The 15,707-nt window shown below is 63.0% G+C and carries 19 protein-coding genes; 9 read left to right on the forward strand and 10 right to left on the reverse strand.

The window, feature by feature from the left end; genetic code table 11:
• Positions 1-60 precede the first annotated feature (60 nt).
• The 4 genes from DEA8626_RS18555 to DEA8626_RS18565 all read right to left on the reverse strand — a co-directional run bounded on the left by DEA8626_RS18555 (position 61) and on the right by DEA8626_RS18565 (position 1,476).
• Positions 61-315 (reverse strand): hypothetical protein, encoded by a 255-nt coding sequence (locus DEA8626_RS18555; RefSeq protein ID WP_108854740.1) that lies wholly within the window; start codon positions 313-315, stop codon positions 61-63.
• A gap of 220 nt (positions 316-535) precedes the next feature.
• On the reverse strand, positions 536-670 hold the full coding sequence (locus tag DEA8626_RS21650; RefSeq protein ID WP_281261507.1) for a hypothetical protein: 135 nt from the start codon (positions 668-670) through the stop codon (positions 536-538).
• A gap of 152 nt (positions 671-822) precedes the next feature.
• Positions 823-1,050, reverse strand: a complete 228-nt coding sequence (locus tag DEA8626_RS18560; protein ID WP_108854741.1) for a DUF1150 family protein — start codon at positions 1,048-1,050, stop codon at positions 823-825.
• 12 nt (positions 1,051-1,062) lie between these two features.
• Complete coding sequence (locus DEA8626_RS18565; protein WP_108854806.1) at positions 1,063-1,476, reverse strand: Hsp20 family protein; 414 nt, start codon at positions 1,474-1,476, stop codon at positions 1,063-1,065.
• Between the two features lie 184 nt (positions 1,477-1,660).
• On the opposite strand from DEA8626_RS18565, the gene DEA8626_RS18570 reads away from it, so the two are divergent.
• The 3 genes from DEA8626_RS18570 (at position 1,661) to DEA8626_RS18580 (ending at position 3,578) form a co-directional block, all read left to right on the forward strand.
• Positions 1,661-1,879: a YdcH family protein gene (locus DEA8626_RS18570; protein WP_108854807.1), complete on the forward strand. Its 219-nt coding sequence runs from the start codon at positions 1,661-1,663 to the stop codon at positions 1,877-1,879.
• Positions 1,880-2,026: 147 nt separating this feature from the next.
• Entirely contained in the window at positions 2,027-2,512 is a 486-nt protein-coding gene (gene purE, locus DEA8626_RS18575) for a 5-(carboxyamino)imidazole ribonucleotide mutase (RefSeq protein ID WP_108854742.1), read from the forward strand.
• On the forward strand, positions 2,505-3,578 hold the full coding sequence (locus tag DEA8626_RS18580; protein ID WP_108854743.1) for a 5-(carboxyamino)imidazole ribonucleotide synthase: 1,074 nt from the start codon (positions 2,505-2,507) through the stop codon (positions 3,576-3,578). Before purE ends, DEA8626_RS18580 begins: the two co-directional genes overlap by 8 nt.
• 180 nt (positions 3,579-3,758) lie before the next feature.
• Here the strand turns inward: DEA8626_RS18580 and DEA8626_RS18585 are convergent, their stop codons facing one another.
• Together DEA8626_RS18585 and DEA8626_RS18595 are read right to left on the reverse strand one after the other, a co-directional pair.
• Complete coding sequence (locus tag DEA8626_RS18585; protein WP_108854744.1) at positions 3,759-4,916, reverse strand: Hint domain-containing protein; 1,158 nt, start codon at positions 4,914-4,916, stop codon at positions 3,759-3,761.
• A gap of 393 nt (positions 4,917-5,309) precedes the next feature.
• The gene (locus tag DEA8626_RS18595; protein WP_108854808.1) at positions 5,310-6,038 is read right to left on the reverse strand and encodes an alpha/beta fold hydrolase; all 729 of its coding nucleotides are present in this window, start codon (positions 6,036-6,038) and stop codon (positions 5,310-5,312) included.
• Positions 6,039-6,114: 76 nt separating this feature from the next.
• Here DEA8626_RS18595 and DEA8626_RS18600 point away from each other — a divergent pair, with 76 nt between their 5' ends.
• Together DEA8626_RS18600 and DEA8626_RS18605 are read left to right on the forward strand one after the other, a co-directional pair.
• Positions 6,115-6,567 carry an NUDIX domain-containing protein gene (locus DEA8626_RS18600; protein WP_181366521.1) on the forward strand — a complete coding sequence of 151 codons (453 nt, stop codon included), beginning with the start codon at positions 6,115-6,117 and terminating at the stop codon, positions 6,565-6,567.
• Positions 6,564-7,076, forward strand: coding sequence for a GreA/GreB family elongation factor (locus DEA8626_RS18605; protein ID WP_108854746.1), 513 nt, complete (start codon positions 6,564-6,566; stop codon positions 7,074-7,076). Before DEA8626_RS18600 ends, DEA8626_RS18605 begins: the two co-directional genes overlap by 4 nt.
• On the opposite strand, the gene DEA8626_RS18610 is transcribed toward DEA8626_RS18605, so the two are convergent.
• The 3 genes from DEA8626_RS18610 to DEA8626_RS18620 form a co-directional block, all read right to left on the reverse strand.
• A complete protein-coding gene (locus DEA8626_RS18610; protein ID WP_108854747.1) occupies positions 7,046-7,909 on the reverse strand; it encodes a DMT family transporter in 864 nt (287 codons plus the stop codon). The genes DEA8626_RS18605 and DEA8626_RS18610 overlap by 31 nt on opposite strands.
• 193 nt (positions 7,910-8,102) lie before the next feature.
• Entirely contained in the window at positions 8,103-9,746 is a 1,644-nt protein-coding gene (gene groL / locus DEA8626_RS18615; RefSeq protein WP_108854748.1) for a chaperonin GroEL, read from the reverse strand.
• 43 nt (positions 9,747-9,789) lie between these two features.
• Positions 9,790-10,104 (reverse strand): co-chaperone GroES, encoded by a 315-nt coding sequence (locus DEA8626_RS18620; protein ID WP_108854749.1) that lies wholly within the window; start codon positions 10,102-10,104, stop codon positions 9,790-9,792.
• Between the two features lie 216 nt (positions 10,105-10,320).
• On the opposite strand from DEA8626_RS18620, the gene DEA8626_RS18625 reads away from it, so the two are divergent.
• Positions 10,321-11,313 (forward strand): TraB/GumN family protein, encoded by a 993-nt coding sequence (locus DEA8626_RS18625; protein ID WP_108854750.1) that lies wholly within the window; start codon positions 10,321-10,323, stop codon positions 11,311-11,313.
• A 15-nt stretch (positions 11,314-11,328) separates the two neighbouring features.
• Here the strand turns inward: DEA8626_RS18625 and DEA8626_RS18630 are convergent, their stop codons facing one another.
• Positions 11,329-12,783: a sulfatase-like hydrolase/transferase gene (locus DEA8626_RS18630; protein ID WP_108854751.1), complete on the reverse strand. Its 1,455-nt coding sequence runs from the start codon at positions 12,781-12,783 to the stop codon at positions 11,329-11,331.
• A gap of 179 nt (positions 12,784-12,962) precedes the next feature.
• Here DEA8626_RS18630 and DEA8626_RS18635 point away from each other — a divergent pair, with 179 nt between their 5' ends.
• The 3 genes from DEA8626_RS18635 to DEA8626_RS18645 all read left to right on the forward strand — a co-directional run bounded on the left by DEA8626_RS18635 (position 12,963) and on the right by DEA8626_RS18645 (position 15,675).
• Positions 12,963-13,880, forward strand: coding sequence for a manganese-dependent inorganic pyrophosphatase (locus DEA8626_RS18635; RefSeq protein WP_108854752.1), 918 nt, complete (start codon positions 12,963-12,965; stop codon positions 13,878-13,880).
• 293 nt (positions 13,881-14,173) lie between these two features.
• Positions 14,174-15,055: a TIGR01459 family HAD-type hydrolase gene (locus DEA8626_RS18640; protein WP_108854753.1), complete on the forward strand. Its 882-nt coding sequence runs from the start codon at positions 14,174-14,176 to the stop codon at positions 15,053-15,055.
• Between the two features lie 176 nt (positions 15,056-15,231).
• Positions 15,232-15,675 (forward strand): MaoC family dehydratase, encoded by a 444-nt coding sequence (locus DEA8626_RS18645; RefSeq protein WP_108854810.1) that lies wholly within the window; start codon positions 15,232-15,234, stop codon positions 15,673-15,675.
• Positions 15,676-15,707 lie beyond the last annotated feature (32 nt).

Consider the following 15,707-nt stretch of genomic DNA (forward strand, 5'->3'; position numbering starts at 1 on the left):
TAAGCCACCACGCCCAGCGCGATGACCAAAATCATGAAATCTCAACAAAAATACAATCACTTAGTCCTCGGATAGTTTATGGCTGTCGGCCGCCGTGAGCTCGAGCCCAAAAGCGGTGCGCATTTTATCGATGAACGCCAGTGTCTCCGGCTCAAACGGCGATTTGCCCTCGAAACTGTGCAGCACGATCCCTTCGATCAGGTCGCCCAGCGTCATCTCGTGCCTGGCTGCGATGGCCTTGAGTACCTTCAGGATGCGCTTTTCTATCCGCACGCCGGTCTGAACGCGTTCAACTTTCTTTTGGCCCGCCGTCACAGCTGATCTCCCGTCGCCATTTACAATTTGGTGATTTGGTACTCACGTACCAAGCTACCGTCAAGAAAGGCAGACACGATGTCAAGCTCAGTCAATACTGGACAGCCCGCGCCCGCATCGACCCGCAACATTCAGGGCATTCTGAGGGCTCTTCTAGCGACGGGTGATTTGCTGCTGGCGCGGCGATGGCTGAGGTGGCTGTCGGCGAACACCACGTGCTTCAAATTCTCTTCTTCCGGCAGGTCGTGGTATTCCTGTCTTCAATATGCGCGATCTCCTGCCCGCGGTTGAGCGCGCGCCACGCCGTCTTCATGGTGTCCTCGCTGACGTAGGTCACGATGATCAGCGCCAGCAAGAGTCAATGCAGCGCGATCTCTGCGCTGTAACCGGTAATCTCTTACACGAATACCTCACGCGGTCAGACGCGGAACCCCACGGGGTCGCGATTCATACACCGGATCGGAGGAATATTCCGCCGCGAGTCCGTACAACTGCCGTTGCCGGGCGTCAGTGAACGCTCACCGGCGCCATGTCGTTCTGACGAGCCAGCACGAAGGCAAGGCTCCGGTCCTTCACCAGTGCCAGCCGCTCGCCCGACGAGTCATGGACGGCATAAAGCGTCTCAGCATCCCCGGCCTGCGCGCGAATCTCGTCAGGAAGGTCCGTGACATCAACGGCGCGGACGTAGACGATGCGCTCTCCGGTATCGGGTCCGAAATCGTACTTGGTATGCATGCCCGAACCTCCTCAGCCTTTGGTTATCTGAATCGTTTGCACCACCTTCTCGGGCGCAGCCCGGTGAAGGTCGACGTGCAGCAGCCCGTTTTCCATCACAGCGCCTGCAACCTCAACGCCGTCGGCGAGCACGAAGTTCCGCTGGAAGGCGCGCCTGGCGATGCCGCGGTGCAGAAATACCCGGCCCTCGTCCTCCTCGACCTGCCGGCCGCGGATCAAGAGTTGGCGGTCTTCCACAGTGATGGAGATGTCTTCGAGCCGGAATCCGGCAAGCGCCAGCGTGATGCGGAAGCCGTTTTCCGAGGATTGCTCGATGTTGAATGGCGGATATCCGTCGCTCCCGCTTTTCGCGGTTCGCTCCACGAGCCTCTCGAGTTGGTCGAATCCCAAAAGGAAGGGATGCGAGGCAAAGGTCAGTTTCGTCATGGCAATCATGCCCTCGTGATCAAGCGACATCTGCCGGAGCCCCTTGCAGGCAGCCCCGACCCTTGGGATATGGGGTGTCGCGCATTCGTCAGCAAGGGCAATTCCGACCGAAGCGCTTCCCGGCAGGGGTCGAAATTGGTATCTTCGCTTCGCCGCTTCCCGCCGACTCATGCCAAAGGACCACATGAACGCCCATATGGAGATGGAAAATTCCGAGGTTCTGCGCGTGAAGCTCGAAGTGCTGCGCCGCGAACACCGCGATCTCGACGAAGCGATCCATCTGATGGAGGCGTCGGGCCGTGCCGACCAGTTGACGCTCAAGCGGCTGAAGAAACAAAAGCTGATGCTGAAGGATCAGATCGCGCGTATCGAGGACATCCTGACGCCCGACATCATCGCCTGAGCAAGCCTCCTGGCCGCCAGGTTCGGCGTCCGCGCGCCCCTTCGGTTTCGCTCGGGACCTTCCGCCCGACTCCCCCCGCCGATGGCCTTGCCCCGCACCGCACCGCCGCTATAGTGCGCGCTCCAATTCGGGCGCAGGGACAGCGGCATGAGCGTTAGGGTCGGCATTGTCATGGGGTCACAATCCGACTGGCCCACGATGAAGGAAGCGGCGACGGTTCTCGACGAACTGGGCATTGAGTTCGAGTCGAAAATCGTTTCCGCCCACCGCACACCCGACCGGCTCTGGGCCTATGGCAAGTCGGCAGTGGAACGCGGTCTGCAAGTGATAATTGCCGGCGCCGGCGGGGCTGCGCATCTGCCCGGAATGATGGCCTCGAAAACCCGCGTGCCGGTCATCGGCGTGCCGATCCAGACGAAGGCGCTCTCGGGCGTCGACAGCCTCTATTCCATCGTCCAGATGCCGAAGGGCTACCCGGTCGCCACGATGGCCATTGGTGCCGCTGGCGCAGCCAATGCCGGGCTCATGGCCGCCGGCATCCTTGCGCTATCGGATTCCGGGCTCGCCACGCGCCTCGACGCTTGGCGCGACGCGCTGTCCGCCTCTATCCCGAACGAACCCGCGGATGACTGACGTGCTCGCCCCCGGCTCCGTGATCGGCATCCTCGGTGGCGGTCAGCTCGGCCGCATGCTCTCGGTCGCCGCGGCGCGTCTCGGCTACCGGACGCATATCCTCGAACCCGGCGCCAATCCGCCCGCGGCCGACGTGGCGCACGCCGTCACGATCGCTCCCTACGAAGATTCTGCCGCGCTCGAAGCGTTTGCGAGGTCGGTCGACATCGTCACCTACGAATTTGAGAACATTCCGACCTCGGCCTTGGATCTGCTCGAGGCGTACCTGCCGATCCACCCGAATCGCCGCGCCCTGTCGGTGAGTCAGGACCGCCTCATCGAGAAATCCTTCCTCCGCGATAGCGGCCTTGCCACCGCCCCGTATGCCGCCGTCGACGATGCGGTGGATCTGGCTGAGGCGATCGCGGAAATCGGCACGCCCGCGATCCTGAAGACACGGCGGCTCGGCTATGACGGCAAGGGACAGGCGCGGCTGAATGCTCCCGGCGACGCAGACATCGCCCTCGCCGCAATGGGCGACAACCCCGCGATCCTTGAAGGCTTCGTCGAGTTCTCCCACGAAGTTTCGGTCATCGCCGCTCGCGGTCTCTCGGGCGAGGTCGCGGCCTTCGACCCCGGCGAGAACGTGCACGAAGGTGGCATCCTGCGCACCACGATCGTGCCTGCCCGACTGACCGAGGCGCAGCGCACGGACGCCATCCTCCTGGCCGGCAAGATCCTCAACGCGCTGCAATATGTCGGCGTGATGGGGGTCGAGCTTTTCGTGACGGCGAAGGGCCTGATCGTAAACGAGATCGCGCCCAGGGTTCACAATTCCGGTCACTGGACGCAGAACGGCTGCGCCGTGGACCAGTTCGAACAGCATATCCGCGCCATAGCGGGTTGGCCGCTCGGCGACGGGTCGCGGCACTCCGACGTGCTGATGGAGAATCTGATCGGCGACGATATCGGCCGCATTCCCTACATCGCGCAAGAGGCGAACGCTGCGATACATCTATATGGCAAGGCCGAAGCCCGGCCCGGCCGAAAGATGGGCCATGTGAACCGGATCACCGGGCGCGCGTAAGGTGCCGCCGCGCCGCGTCCGACGGTGTCATCGGCGCTTCTTTGCAGTGGCCCTGATGCGGGACGTTCCGGGCCACACCACGGAACAGGTGTATGAGACTCGCAGCCCCCCGCCCTTGAACCGAGGCGCCTGCAATCAATCGCTGCCAGTCAACTCCCGGCGGTGAACCCAACACGGATGCTACACCGCCAATCGCATTCCTTTGCACGATTGATGCATCAACCTGAATTCGCTCACGAGCCCGGCTTCGTGCATCTCCCTTTCGAGGTCGGCATCCCACTTGCGGATTTCGCTTCCAAGGCGAACGGCCTTGTTCGCGGCGCCCTTCGCGAGAAGCCGCCGAACCGCCCCCACCGAAAGACACCGTCGCGCCGGCGGTCCGTTCAGCGCCGCGTCCGGCGCCGATGCGGCACCAAACGTATCGATCAGGGCACTGCGCACTGTGGCCGCCAGCCCCTTCAACACCATCGGCCCAAGCAACAGCGATTCCGACAGGCAACCATCGGCAAAAATCACTTCATGCGCATCGCACGCGAAATGAACCCATGTCATTTCACGCTTTCCTCTCATGTGCCTGATTCCATGCAACGATGTGAGCGACTTCGCCGGCGCGAGCGCCTCGGCCTTGAACTGGTTCTGCAGTTGTCCGCGTCCACCTACCAGCATTCGATGCTGCGGCGAGACGATCAGATCATTCGCCGGCAGGCATGGCCCCAAGGCGCCGGCTTGGATCAAGACAGGCCTGTTTGAGGCGGCTGCAAACTCAAGTGGTTGGGTGTTCGTATGAATGAACCGTATCTCTTGGGCGCCGTGATCCAAAGTTGAAACGAGGTCACCCACGCGAAGCGTCTCTACCGCTCGCTCACCATTTGGCGTGCGGATCATGGTTCCGGCCGCGAAACAAACCGGCGGCACCTGACCCGGGTTGGGGTTTGATTGAGTGTAATAGGTTGCACCACCATCGTCGGACTGGATCGAGGAGGTTTGCGGAGGCGCGGGATAGCTTACCGAGGTTTCACTGACCGCCAATCCGTCTGTTGCAGCGATCTCTCGCTCAAACGAAGTGAACTGCAGGACCGTCGTCCCTTGAACGAGCGCGTACCCTCGGACGCCTTGAATGTTCAACGGAGAGTCGGGACCGCTGATGAGGTAGATGTCGCTGCCGTTCTCGGTCGAGTTTATCTCACCAAGCCCAATCGTGCTTCGAGCGGTTCCATTGTAGTCGTAGAAGACAAGCCTGACGTCACCGACATACGTGCCTTCGTCGACGCGCACTTCGAGGAAACGTTCGCTGGCCAGCCCTCGGGGTTTGATCTCGGAAATATATGGTTCGGCCATGCCGGTCTCCGTGCGGACGACCGATTTTGCGTTCGTTTGGCCTTACAATCGTTTAACGTCGCTTGCCGGTAATGGAAGTCAGATCTTCGTGGATCTTGCCAATCGCGAAAGTCCGACCTTTTCCGCGTCCACGCACGCAATGTCCGGAACGGGCTCCGATCCGACCATTTTGGTCACAAGACGGGCAGAGCTTGGTTGGCAGGCCCGGCCCGAGACTCACATGGCAATCTCCTCAGGCTTTCAAATGACCGGCTTTCTTGCCCGAATCGCGGCGACCGCAATGTGGCGGAAGCCGTGGATGAAAGGTTAACGCAAAGGAGTTAAATTTTATAAATCAATTACTTGATTTCTATTTCACGCGTGCAACGTCCGCTTTTTCACACCCGAATCGGGTCACTCGATCAGGCGCTCGGCGGCCTCCAGATAGGTCAGGTTCCGGTCGAAACGCCCGTTCTTCAGAAACTCGATCACCTCGGCGATCACGAGCGGATTGTTCATCATGAACGTATGCGTGACCGGCAGCACAATGTGATCCTCCATCCCACCGATCATTGTGCTGTCGACGCTGACCTTGCCGTCATCGGCCCCCGTTATAACCGCGGAATAGATCGGGTTGAGCGACCGGTCCCCGGCAATGATGCCGAGGTCGAACTGCACCGCCGGCAGCGCGTTCGGAAGGCTCGCTGGGCCTGTGCCAAGCTCAAGCCCGGCAGGTCCATTCAGCCAGCGGAACGGGCCCAGATCGCCGAAGGCGTCGACGAGCTCCGAACCGTGATTTGGTGGCGCCATCATAACGACGCGCCCCATCCGCGCCGGCTTGTTGTCGGCCAACCAGGCGCGCGCTAGGATGCCGCCCATGGAATGGGTCACGAAATGCGTCGGATCGCCGCCGCATTTCGCGACCGCCGGCCCGACATGGTCATTTACGAGCGTTTCGATCCGTTCCCGCGTCGAAGGGTAGCCATCGTTGACCACGCGGTACCCTTCGGCCCCGAGCGCCCGTTCGAGCGCCGTGAGCGAGGCCGCGCTTCGCGCCAGCCCGTGCAGCAGTACAACGCAGTCCGCCCGCGCGGCCCCCGCCGCGAGGACCAGTCCCAGAACGAACACAAACCTCGGCCACATAGCCCCGAGATAGGCGATCACCGCGCCGGTTGCGAGCCCCTTGCAGACGGCGCGGCACTTCGCCACCTTTGGATCCATGAAGATCCGCTCTCCTCGCCTCGCCGTGCGCGCGATTATCGTCCGTGACGGGCGGCTTCTACTCGTCAACGCCTATCCCGGTGACCGCTCGGATCTGTGGTGCGCGCCCGGCGGCGGGGTCGAACCAGGTCAGTCGCTGCCAGATAACCTCAGGCGCGAGGTGCGCGAAGAATGTGGATTGACAATCGAAGTGGGTCCTCTCGCGCTAGTGAACGAATTCCACGATCCCGAATCGGGGTTTCATCAGGTCGACCTATTCTTCCGCTGCGCCATAACCGCGGGGCGGATCGATCCCGCCTGGACCGATCCTGACAATGTCGTGCACAGCCGACACTTCTTCGCGCCCGCTGAGCTTGGATCGATCCGGCTCAAGCCCGACAGTCTGACCCGTGTGGCCTTCGGCAACGGCGGCGTCCCGCACTACGATCCGCTGGAAGTCCTCGTCCCATGAGCCGCGCCTTCGTCAAAGAGGACGGGCCCGACAATGAACCGCTGCCCGACCTGCCGATCTCGCCCCATCCGAATTACGTAACCCCGCGCGGGCTCCGGGCGCTTCGCGACCGACTCGCTGCGGTGCAGACCGATCTCGCGCGACTGAAGGTCCGTGCCGACCGGCTCGACCTGTTGCCCGAACGGGCGGCGGAACGCGACATCCGGTATCTTGAGGCGCGGCTCAGATCGGCCATCCTCATCGATCCAGCGAACCAGCCTGCAGGCGAGGTCGCTTTCGGCGCCCGTGTGACCGTTGCCGACGTGGCGGGCAGCGAGACCACCTACGAGATCACCGGCGAGGACGAAGCGGATGCCGCCCTTGGCCGCATCGCGCCCTATTCGCCGCTCGCCCGCGCACTGTTGGGCGCCCGCATCGGCGACCGCGTCGAATGGGCGCGGCCGTCGGGGCGAATGGAGCTGGAGATCCTCGCGATCGACTATCCACGCGATGACGGGCGCACCGCGTAGGCGACCCCGCCAAGAACCAGCGCCGCAGCGATCGCGAAGCGCAAGGTCAGCAGCTCTCCCAGAAACACCATCCCGCCCGCGAGCGCGATGATCGGCACGGTCAGCTGAGCCACGCCGCCGCGCGCGGCACCGAGGAGCGGCAGGATCCGGTACCAGAGCGCATAGCCCAGCGCCGAAGTGATCGCGCCCGACACGATTGCCAGCACGATGCCGCCTGCCGTTGCGGGTCCCGCCCCCGCCTCTGCTGGCAGCGCTAAACCGATCGCGACGGCGAAGGGCAGCGCAAGGATGAAGTTCCAGCCCGTCGCACCAAGCGGATCGGAGGCGCCGCGCGCTGAAAGCGAATAGAGACCCCACCCGACCCCCGCCGCCGCCATCAGAAGCGCGTGCACGAAGCTTTCACTCGCCGCCGATCCGGGAGCCAGCAGATACACGAGCCCGACGAAGGCGACCGCCGCCCCGATCCAGCGGCGCGACGGTACTCCCTCGCCGAGGATCAGCGCGCCGGTGAACATCGTCATTTGGACCATGCCGAATAGGATTAGCGCGCCGGTGCCGGCATCGAGAGCGTCATAGGCCAGCGAAAAGCCAAAGAGGTAGAGGATCAGCGACAAAGCCCCCGCCGCCCGCCCCGAGCGCCCGGGCCAAAGCGAACCCTGCCCCACCGCGCGCCTGACGGAGATGAGAACGGCAAGCATCACCGCTCCGCTCAACAGGCGGACAAGTGCGAAATCCACCGCTCCGATAAGGCCCGGCCCGACCGCCATCCGATTCAGGACCGAATTCGCGGCGAAGGCCGTCATCGTGATCGCGGTCAATACAAAGAGACGCATGCCAATTGGGTACACCGCAACTCAGGTCGACCGCCAGCGCGTTCATCCGCGCCGAAGACCGCCCGAGCGACCTGCACGATGCGGGTCGCGAGACTTCTCTCGGCCCGCAAGGGCCTCATTAGAGGGCGTATCGCGGAACAACAAAAAGGCCCCCGATCGGGGGCCTTTCCGCGTTCCACCTATTGCGGCGTGATTACATCATGCCGCCCATGCCGCCCATATCGGGCATGCCGCCACCGGCCGAGGCGCCTTTGGGCTCCGGCTTATCGGCGACCATGGCTTCGGTCGTGATCAGCAGGCCAGCAACCGAGGACGCATCCTCAAGCGCGGTGCGCACGACCTTCGCGGGGTCGATGACGCCGAACTTGAACATGTCACCATATTCCTCGGTTTGGGCGTTGAAGCCGAACTTCGCGTCGTCGGATTCGCGGACCTTGCCGGCCACGACCGACCCGTCCACGCCCGCGTTTTCCGCGATCTGGCGCAGCGGTGCCTCGAGCGCGCGGCGCACGATCGCGATACCGGCGTTCTGGTCGGAGTTGGCACCCTTCACCTTGTCGAGCGTCTTCGCAGCCTGGATCAGCGAGACGCCGCCGCCGACGACAATGCCTTCCTGAACCGCCGCGCGGGTCGCGTTCAGCGCGTCGTCGACACGGTCCTTGCGCTCCTTCACTTCGACTTCGGTCATGCCGCCAACACGGATCACGGCAACGCCACCGGCGAGCTTCGCAACACGCTCCTGCAGCTTTTCCTTGTCGTAGTCGGAGGTGGTTTCCTCGATCTGGGTGCGGATCTGAGCCACGCGGGCTTCGATCTCGGCCTTCTCGCCAGCGCCGTCGATGACCGTGGTGTCATCCTTCTTGATGACGACCTTCTTGGCGCTGCCGAGCATGTCGAGGCCGACATTTTCGAGCTTCATGCCAAGGTCTTCCGAGATCACCTGGCCGCCCGTGAGGATCGCGATGTCCTGCAGCATGGCCTTGCGACGGTCGCCGAAGCCCGGCGCCTTGACGGCCGCGATCTTCAAGCCGCCGCGCAGTTTGTTGACGACGAGGGTAGCGAGCGCTTCGCCTTCAACGTCCTCAGCAATGATCAGAAGCGGCTTCTGCGACTGGATGACCGACTCCAGAAGCGGCACCATCGGCTGGAGCGAGGACAGCTTCTTCTCGTGAAGAAGAATCATGCAGTCTTCGAGTTCGGCCACCATCTTGTCGGGGTTGGTGACGAAATAGGGCGAGAGGTAGCCGCGGTCGAACTGCATGCCTTCGACGACTTCGGTGTCTGTCTCGAGGCCCTTGTTTTCTTCGACAGTGATCACGCCTTCATTGCCGACCTTCTGCATCGCGTCAGCGATCTGGCGGCCGATTTCCGCTTCGCCGTTGGCCGAAATGGTGCCGACCTGTGCAACTTCGGCGCTGTCGGAAACCGGACGCGAGGCTTTCTTGATCGCCTCAACGACCTTCGAGGTCGCAAGGTCGATGCCGCGCTTTAGGTCCATCGGGTTCAGGCCAGCAGCGACCTGCTTCAGGCCTTCGCGCACGATGGCCTGGGCCAGAACGGTCGCGGTGGTGGTGCCGTCGCCCGCCTCGTCGTTGGTGCGGGAAGCGACTTCCTTCACCATCTGGGCGCCCATGTTCTCGAACTTGTCGGAAAGCTCGATCTCCTTCGCGACGGTCACGCCGTCCTTGGTGATGCGCGGCGCGCCGAAGCTCTTGTCGAGCACGACGTTGCGGCCCTTGGGGCCCAGCGTCACCTTCACCGCGTCGGCGAGGATGTTGACGCCCTTGAGCATGCGGTCGCGGGCATCGGTATCGAATTTGACGTCCTTAGCAGCCATGTCTTCTGCTCCTCAGAAATGTGTTGAATTCGCGGGTGGGATCTCAGGCGGCTTTCGCCTTGGAACCCGACGCCTTGATGATGCCAAGGATGTCGCTTTCCTTCATGATCAGGAGTTCCTGACCATCGATCGTCACTTCCGTGCCCGACCACTTGCCGAACAGGATCCGGTCGCCCGGTTTGACCGCCATCGCGATCAGTTCGCCCGAATCCTTGCGGGCACCTTCGCCGCAGGCTACGACTTCGCCCTCAGCCGGCTTTTCTTTGGCGCTGTCGGGGATGATAAGCCCGCCCTTGGTTTTCTCGTCGCTTTCGACGCGCTTGACCAGGACGCGGTCATGAAGCGGTTTGAATTGCATCTGGACACTCTCCCATGGGTTTCCAGTTAAGAAATGTGATTAGCACTCACCCGAAGCGAGTGCTAACGCCGCCTAAGTAGGCGGGCCCGTGCACTCTGTCAACACCCGTCGCGTCCAAAAAAATGCCCTGCCTCGTACTTGGTCTTGCCATGCTCCTCGTGGCAGGATGGCGTCGCCTCGCGAACCGTGCCCATGAGTTGTGACGAAAGGCCCCTGATGCTCCGCCTGACCCTAGCCTTCCTGCTGGTTCTCCTGCCCGCCGCGGCTCCGGCCGCACCCTGCGGTGGCACTAACCTGATGGAGACGCTCGCCCCCGAAACACGCGCCGAGATCACCGCGCGGGTCGATGCACTGCCCTACGCGCGCGGCAATGCCTGGCGCGCCGAGCGGGGCGACGACATCGTCCACATCGTGGGCACCTACCATTTCGACGATCCGCGCCACGACTCGATCGTCGAGCGGCTCGGCCCAGCGATCGACGCCGCCGCTGTTGTTCTCGTCGAAGCGGGCCGCGAGGAAGAGGCGAAGCTCCAGTCGGAGATGCTCGCCAAGCCCGACCGGCTGTTCGTCTTGACCGGCCCGACGCTCCCCGAGCGGCTGGAGGAGGAGGACTGGCAGGCGCTGTCGGGTGCGATGCAGGCGCGCGGTGTACCCGCCTTTCTCGCGGCCAAGATGCAGCCCTGGTACGTCGCCATGATGCTCGGCATTCCGCTATGCGCGGTCGGCGAACTGGAGGGCGGCGCGCGCGGCCTCGATCAGCGCGTGATGGAGCGAGCCGAGGAGAACGGCATCCCAGTACGCGCCCTCGAACCCTACGATACGGTCTTTTCGCTGTTCGATGAGCTGCCGGCCGACGCCCAGCTCGAAATGATCCGCATGACGCTGGCGATCGGCGATCAGGCGGAGGACTACAGCGCGACGCTGACGGACGCCTACTTTGGCGAAGACGTCCGCGCGACTTGGGAGCTCGGCCGCTTCACCGCCTACGAACTGCCTGGCAAGACGGCCGATGAGGTCGACGCCGAACTCGCCCTTATGGAAGACCTGCTCATGGTGCGGCGCAACCGGTCCTGGATTCCAGCAATCGAGAAGGCGCTTGCCGAGGGCCCGGTCTTCGCGGCCTTCGGCGCGCTGCACCTGTCCGGCGAAGACGGCGTTCTCGCGCTTCTCGAACGTGAAGGCTTCACGCTAACGCGGCTGCCATTCTGAACGCGGGCCGATGCGTCAGTTACCAGGCCACTGCGCGTACTCGCGCTGATACTCGTGCGCACGTTCGCGCAGGCTGACCAGAAGCTCGCCGTAGGCGGGATCGTCGGCGAGATTGCGTATCTCGCCGGGATCTTCTTTCAGATCGGTCAGGAAGAACACCGGCTGCTCGCTCCCAGAATACTCAGCGAACTTGTACTCGTGCCCACGAATGCCGATCCAGTCGGGGATCCGCCAGAAACCGCCTTCGTGCTCGCAGTAGAACTCCCGCCGCCAATCGCTCGGCGGGGCGGCATCAAGGAAGGGCGCAAGGCTCGCGCCCTGATAAGATTCGGGCACGGCCAGCCCGGCCAATTCCAGGATGGTCGGGGCAATGTCGACATTGAGCGCGAACTCGGACGGGCGCGTTCCCGATCCCGCGGGGTTGCGCGGATCGCGGATGACGAGCGGCACGCGCAATGATTCGTCGAAATGCGCCCACTTGCCCGATAGACCCCGATCCCCCAGCGACAGCCCATTGTCAGACGTGAAGATGACAACAGTGTCTTCGTCAAGCCCAGTCGCACGGAGCGTGTCGAGCACGCCGCCGATGACCCGATCGGCGCCCGCGACCAGCCGGAAGTAATTTACATATTCGTTCGTGGGATCGTTGCCTGACCACTTTTCCGCCTGGTCCCCGGCCATGATCCCCTGTTTCAGAATGTCCGGAAGGTTCTCGTAGATCTCGGGATCGCCCAACTCCGAAACAGGCACTTCGGCGTCGGGAAACAGCTTCTCCTCCGTCGCGGCGGGCTGATACCGGCCCTGGCCATCCATTTCCGGCGTGATATGCGGAACATTGAACGCCACGACCAGGCAAAACGGTTGTTCCGGGTCCTGATCGGTCAGAAACCTCACCGCGCGACGGTATATCTTGTCCAGCGAATGCCGCCTGACGCCGTTGTCGTCCTCGGATATGTAGGGCTCCCGTTCCACTGGGGCGTAGACGTCGAACAGCCCGGCATCCTCCGACGTCACCCCGAGGCTTCGGCCGAGCGCGGCGAGAACGCCGCTGTTGAACCAGATGCCGAGTTTCCCCACGAGCCCGGTCCGGTACCCCGCCCGCGCGAGCAGCCTGGGGAACATGTTCGGGATCAGACCGGCGTCAAGTCCGTCGGTGCCGAAGTTGAACCGGTGGAAGGCATAGTAGGTCGATGAAAAGAGCGTTGCCCGGCTCGAGGCGCAGATCGGTGTCGTGACGAAGCTGTTGCGGAACGCGACGCCGCTTTCGGCAAGGGCATCGATATGGGGAGTGTGGGCGAGAGGATGGCCTTCGTAGCCGACCACGTTCCACTTCTGATCATCGGTCAGGAAGACCACAAAATTCGGTTTCCGCCGGTTCGCGGCGCGCAGCGCGCCCGGCAGGAGGTTCGCCAGACCCGTCGCCGACAGGACCCGCAGCAGATCCCTGCGCAACATTGTGAATTTCCGCATTCTTCCCTTCCGCCACACTGGAAACCAGCCCGCTGTGATAGATGCTACCACCCGCCCACGGCGGTCAACAGCGTCCTTCGCGCCGCACCGGTCTGGCGCCCCGGGCCACACGGCGTGACACTCGGTTTCGATCACCCTATAAGACCGACGATTTGAGATTCCTTTGCGAGCGTCACACCATGATCAAAGTCTTCGGCCACAAGTCCCCCGACACTGATTCCACCGGCTCGCCCATCATCTGGGCCTGGTATCTGTCGGAAGTAAAAGGCACGCCGGCGAAGCCGGTTCTGCTTGGCGAGCCGAACACCGAGGCCGCATTCGTCCTCAAGCGCTGGGGCCTGCCGAAGCCCGAGATCGTTTCTGACGTGGCGGCGGGCGACGATTGCGTCATCGTCGACACCAACAATCCCGGTGAGCTTCCCGCCTCGATCAACGAGGCGAACGTGATCCAGATCATCGACCACCATCTTCTCGCCGGCGGGCTGAAGACCAACGGGCCGATCGACATCACGGTCCGCCCACTCGCCTGCACCGCGACGATCATGTACGACCTGATGGGCGACGATGCGGCGAAGATGCCCGAGAACATCAAGTGCGCGATGCTATCCTGCATCCTCTCGGACACGCTGGAGTTCCGCTCGCCCACGACGACTGCGCATGACCGCGATGTCGCCGAAAGGCTGGCGGGTGAACTCGGCATCTCGATTCCTGACTACGCCGAGGAACTCTTCGCGGCGAAATCCGACGTCTCGGCCTTTTCGGATGCCGATCTCCTGCGCATGGACTCGAAAGAATACAACATCGCCGGTAAGGAGCTCAGAATCTCGGTGCTCGAGACGACGGCTCCGAAGGTGCTTCTGGACCGCAAGGACGGCCTGATGGCTTCGATGGCGGATGTCGCGAAGGCTGACGGCGCCGACGAAGTGCTGCTCTTCATCGTCGACATCCTCAAGGAGGAGGCGACGCTTCTCGTGCCGAACGACACCGTCAAGCAGATTGCCGAGGCGAGCTTCGGCGCGAATGTATCGGGCGACACAGTCGTCCTGCCTGGCATCATGAGCCGCAAGAAACAGATTATCCCGTCGTTGAGGCTCTGATCTTACGCGCGCCGCCTGGATCAGATCCGCATCACGCTCCTGCGCATCGGCTTGGACAGCACGAAAGAACGCCTCCTCGCCGACATGAACCATCGGGATATACGGCTACACTGCTCCCGAATTCGGCACCGCGCAATTGGTGTCGCGCCCAACGCAACGCCATCACGGCGCGTTCAAGAAGATGCATGGCCGTCTTTCACTCGTTCTCCGCCCTCTCCTCCGCGGGCAGATGTGACAACGCCACAGAAACCCGCCATACACCAAGTCCGAAAAACCGATAGCCAGGCAGTTCCATGACCCGTCTCATCTCTTCCCTCGCCGAAGTCTCCGCAGGATACGACGCGCTGTTCTGCGACCTCTGGGGCTGTCTGCACAACGGTCGCGCGGCCTATCCCGCCGCAGTCTCGGCGCTTCAGGCTTACCGCGTCAGGGGCGGTCGGGTCGTGCTCATGACCAACGCGCCGCGGCCCAACTGCTACATCCAGGCGCAGCTCGACAAGCTGGGCGTACCGCGCGATGCCTGGGATTTCATTGTATCATCGGGCGACGCCGCGCAGATGGCGCTTCTGTCCGGCGCGGTAGGCTACCGGGTCTACCATCTCGGGCCCGCGAAGGATGACGGCTTTTTCACCGACCTGCCCGACGACGTGGCCGACCCGCCGAAGATCACGCGCGTCCCGCTCGACGAGGCCGAGGGCATCGTCTGCACCGGCCCCTTCAACGAGCTCACCGAGACGCCCGAGGACTACCGCTCGACCTTTCTCTACGCCAAGGCGAAGGGGCTGAAGATGCTCTGCACCAATCCCGATCTCGTCGTCGATCTCGGCGAAACGCGCATCTTCTGCGCCGGGGCGCTAGCGGCGCTTTACGAGGAGATGGGTGGCGAGGCGCTTTATTTCGGCAAGCCGCATCCGCCGATCTACGATCTCGCGCGGCGGCGGCTGGCCGATCACGGCGGCGCGGTCGACAACGGGCGCGTCCTCGCGCTTGGCGACGGCATTCACACCGACATCCAGGGCGGAGTCGGCGAAGGATTCGACACGCTCTTCGTGACCGGTGGTCTAGCGGCCGACGCATTCGGCCCTGACGTCGAAGCGCCCGATCCCGCGCGTCTCGAGACCTGGCTCGCCAAGCACCAGCTCTCGGCAACCTACGCCATTGGCCGACTTCGGTAAGCGCGGCGTCTCGTGAGCCGACATGACTCATGTTGCCCTTCGCGACGCAATATTACCTGTCAGCAACAATGTTGCACAAGTTAGTCTGTATTCGTTCATTAATTACTCAATCGCATTGCAGTTCTCGCGCATCCCCGCTATGCTGCACTGCAACATGACGCTTGGGATTCGGAATGATGCTCGACAACATGCCGCGCGGAACGATCTGCATCGAAGACCTGGAGATCGGCATGACCCGTTACCTCCAGAAGGAAATCACCAACCGCGACATCGAGCTTTTTGCCGAGGTTTCTACCGACCATAACCCTGTCCATCTCGACGACGACTACGCGCGCGACACGATCTTCGAGGGCCGCATCGCGCACGGCATGCTGACGGCGGGCCTGATATCGGCGGTGATCGGCGAACAGCTTCCTGGTCACGGCACCGTCTATCTCGGCCAGTCGCTGAAGTTCATGGCCCCCGTGCGGCCCGGCGACGTCGTCTATGCCGAGGTAAAGGTCACGTCCATCGACCATGCCCGGCGGCGCGTCACCCTTGAAACCCATTGCGCGGTGGGCGATACGGTCGTGCTGAGAGGCGAGGCACTGGTTCTGGCGCCAAGCCGCAAGTTCGACTGATCACCGGCGGGCGCTCCCGCCAGACGGGGGCC

This window comes from Defluviimonas aquaemixtae (assembly GCF_900302475.1).
Lineage (GTDB): Bacteria > Pseudomonadota > Alphaproteobacteria > Rhodobacterales > Rhodobacteraceae > Albidovulum > Albidovulum aquaemixtae.

Excerpts from the sequence above, each read along its gene's own strand:
- DEA8626_RS18560 (WP_108854741.1), bottom strand. The coding sequence starts at position 1,050 with ATGCATACCAAGTACGATTTCGGACCCGATACCGGAGAGCGCATCGTC.
- DEA8626_RS18565 (WP_108854806.1), bottom strand. The coding sequence starts at position 1,476 with ATGACGAAACTGACCTTTGCCTCGCATCCCTTCCTTTTGGGATTCGAC.
- DEA8626_RS18570 (WP_108854807.1), top strand. The coding sequence starts at position 1,661 with ATGAACGCCCATATGGAGATGGAAAATTCCGAGGTTCTGCGCGTGAAG.
- purE (WP_108854742.1), top strand. The coding sequence starts at position 2,027 with ATGAGCGTTAGGGTCGGCATTGTCATGGGGTCACAATCCGACTGGCCC.
- DEA8626_RS18580 (WP_108854743.1), top strand. The coding sequence starts at position 2,505 with ATGACTGACGTGCTCGCCCCCGGCTCCGTGATCGGCATCCTCGGTGGC.
- DEA8626_RS18585 (WP_108854744.1), bottom strand. The coding sequence starts at position 4,916 with ATGGCCGAACCATATATTTCCGAGATCAAACCCCGAGGGCTGGCCAGC.
- DEA8626_RS18595 (WP_108854808.1), bottom strand. The coding sequence starts at position 6,038 with ATGTGGCCGAGGTTTGTGTTCGTTCTGGGACTGGTCCTCGCGGCGGGG.
- DEA8626_RS18600 (WP_181366521.1), top strand. The coding sequence starts at position 6,115 with ATGAAGATCCGCTCTCCTCGCCTCGCCGTGCGCGCGATTATCGTCCGT.
- DEA8626_RS18605 (WP_108854746.1), top strand. The coding sequence starts at position 6,564 with ATGAGCCGCGCCTTCGTCAAAGAGGACGGGCCCGACAATGAACCGCTG.
- DEA8626_RS18610 (WP_108854747.1), bottom strand. The coding sequence starts at position 7,909 with ATGCGTCTCTTTGTATTGACCGCGATCACGATGACGGCCTTCGCCGCG.
- groL (WP_108854748.1), bottom strand. The coding sequence starts at position 9,746 with ATGGCTGCTAAGGACGTCAAATTCGATACCGATGCCCGCGACCGCATG.
- DEA8626_RS18620 (WP_108854749.1), bottom strand. The coding sequence starts at position 10,104 with ATGCAATTCAAACCGCTTCATGACCGCGTCCTGGTCAAGCGCGTCGAA.
- DEA8626_RS18625 (WP_108854750.1), top strand. The coding sequence starts at position 10,321 with ATGCTCCGCCTGACCCTAGCCTTCCTGCTGGTTCTCCTGCCCGCCGCG.
- DEA8626_RS18630 (WP_108854751.1), bottom strand. The coding sequence starts at position 12,783 with ATGCGGAAATTCACAATGTTGCGCAGGGATCTGCTGCGGGTCCTGTCG.
- DEA8626_RS18635 (WP_108854752.1), top strand. The coding sequence starts at position 12,963 with ATGATCAAAGTCTTCGGCCACAAGTCCCCCGACACTGATTCCACCGGC.
- DEA8626_RS18640 (WP_108854753.1), top strand. The coding sequence starts at position 14,174 with ATGACCCGTCTCATCTCTTCCCTCGCCGAAGTCTCCGCAGGATACGAC.
- DEA8626_RS18645 (WP_108854810.1), top strand. The coding sequence starts at position 15,232 with ATGCTCGACAACATGCCGCGCGGAACGATCTGCATCGAAGACCTGGAG.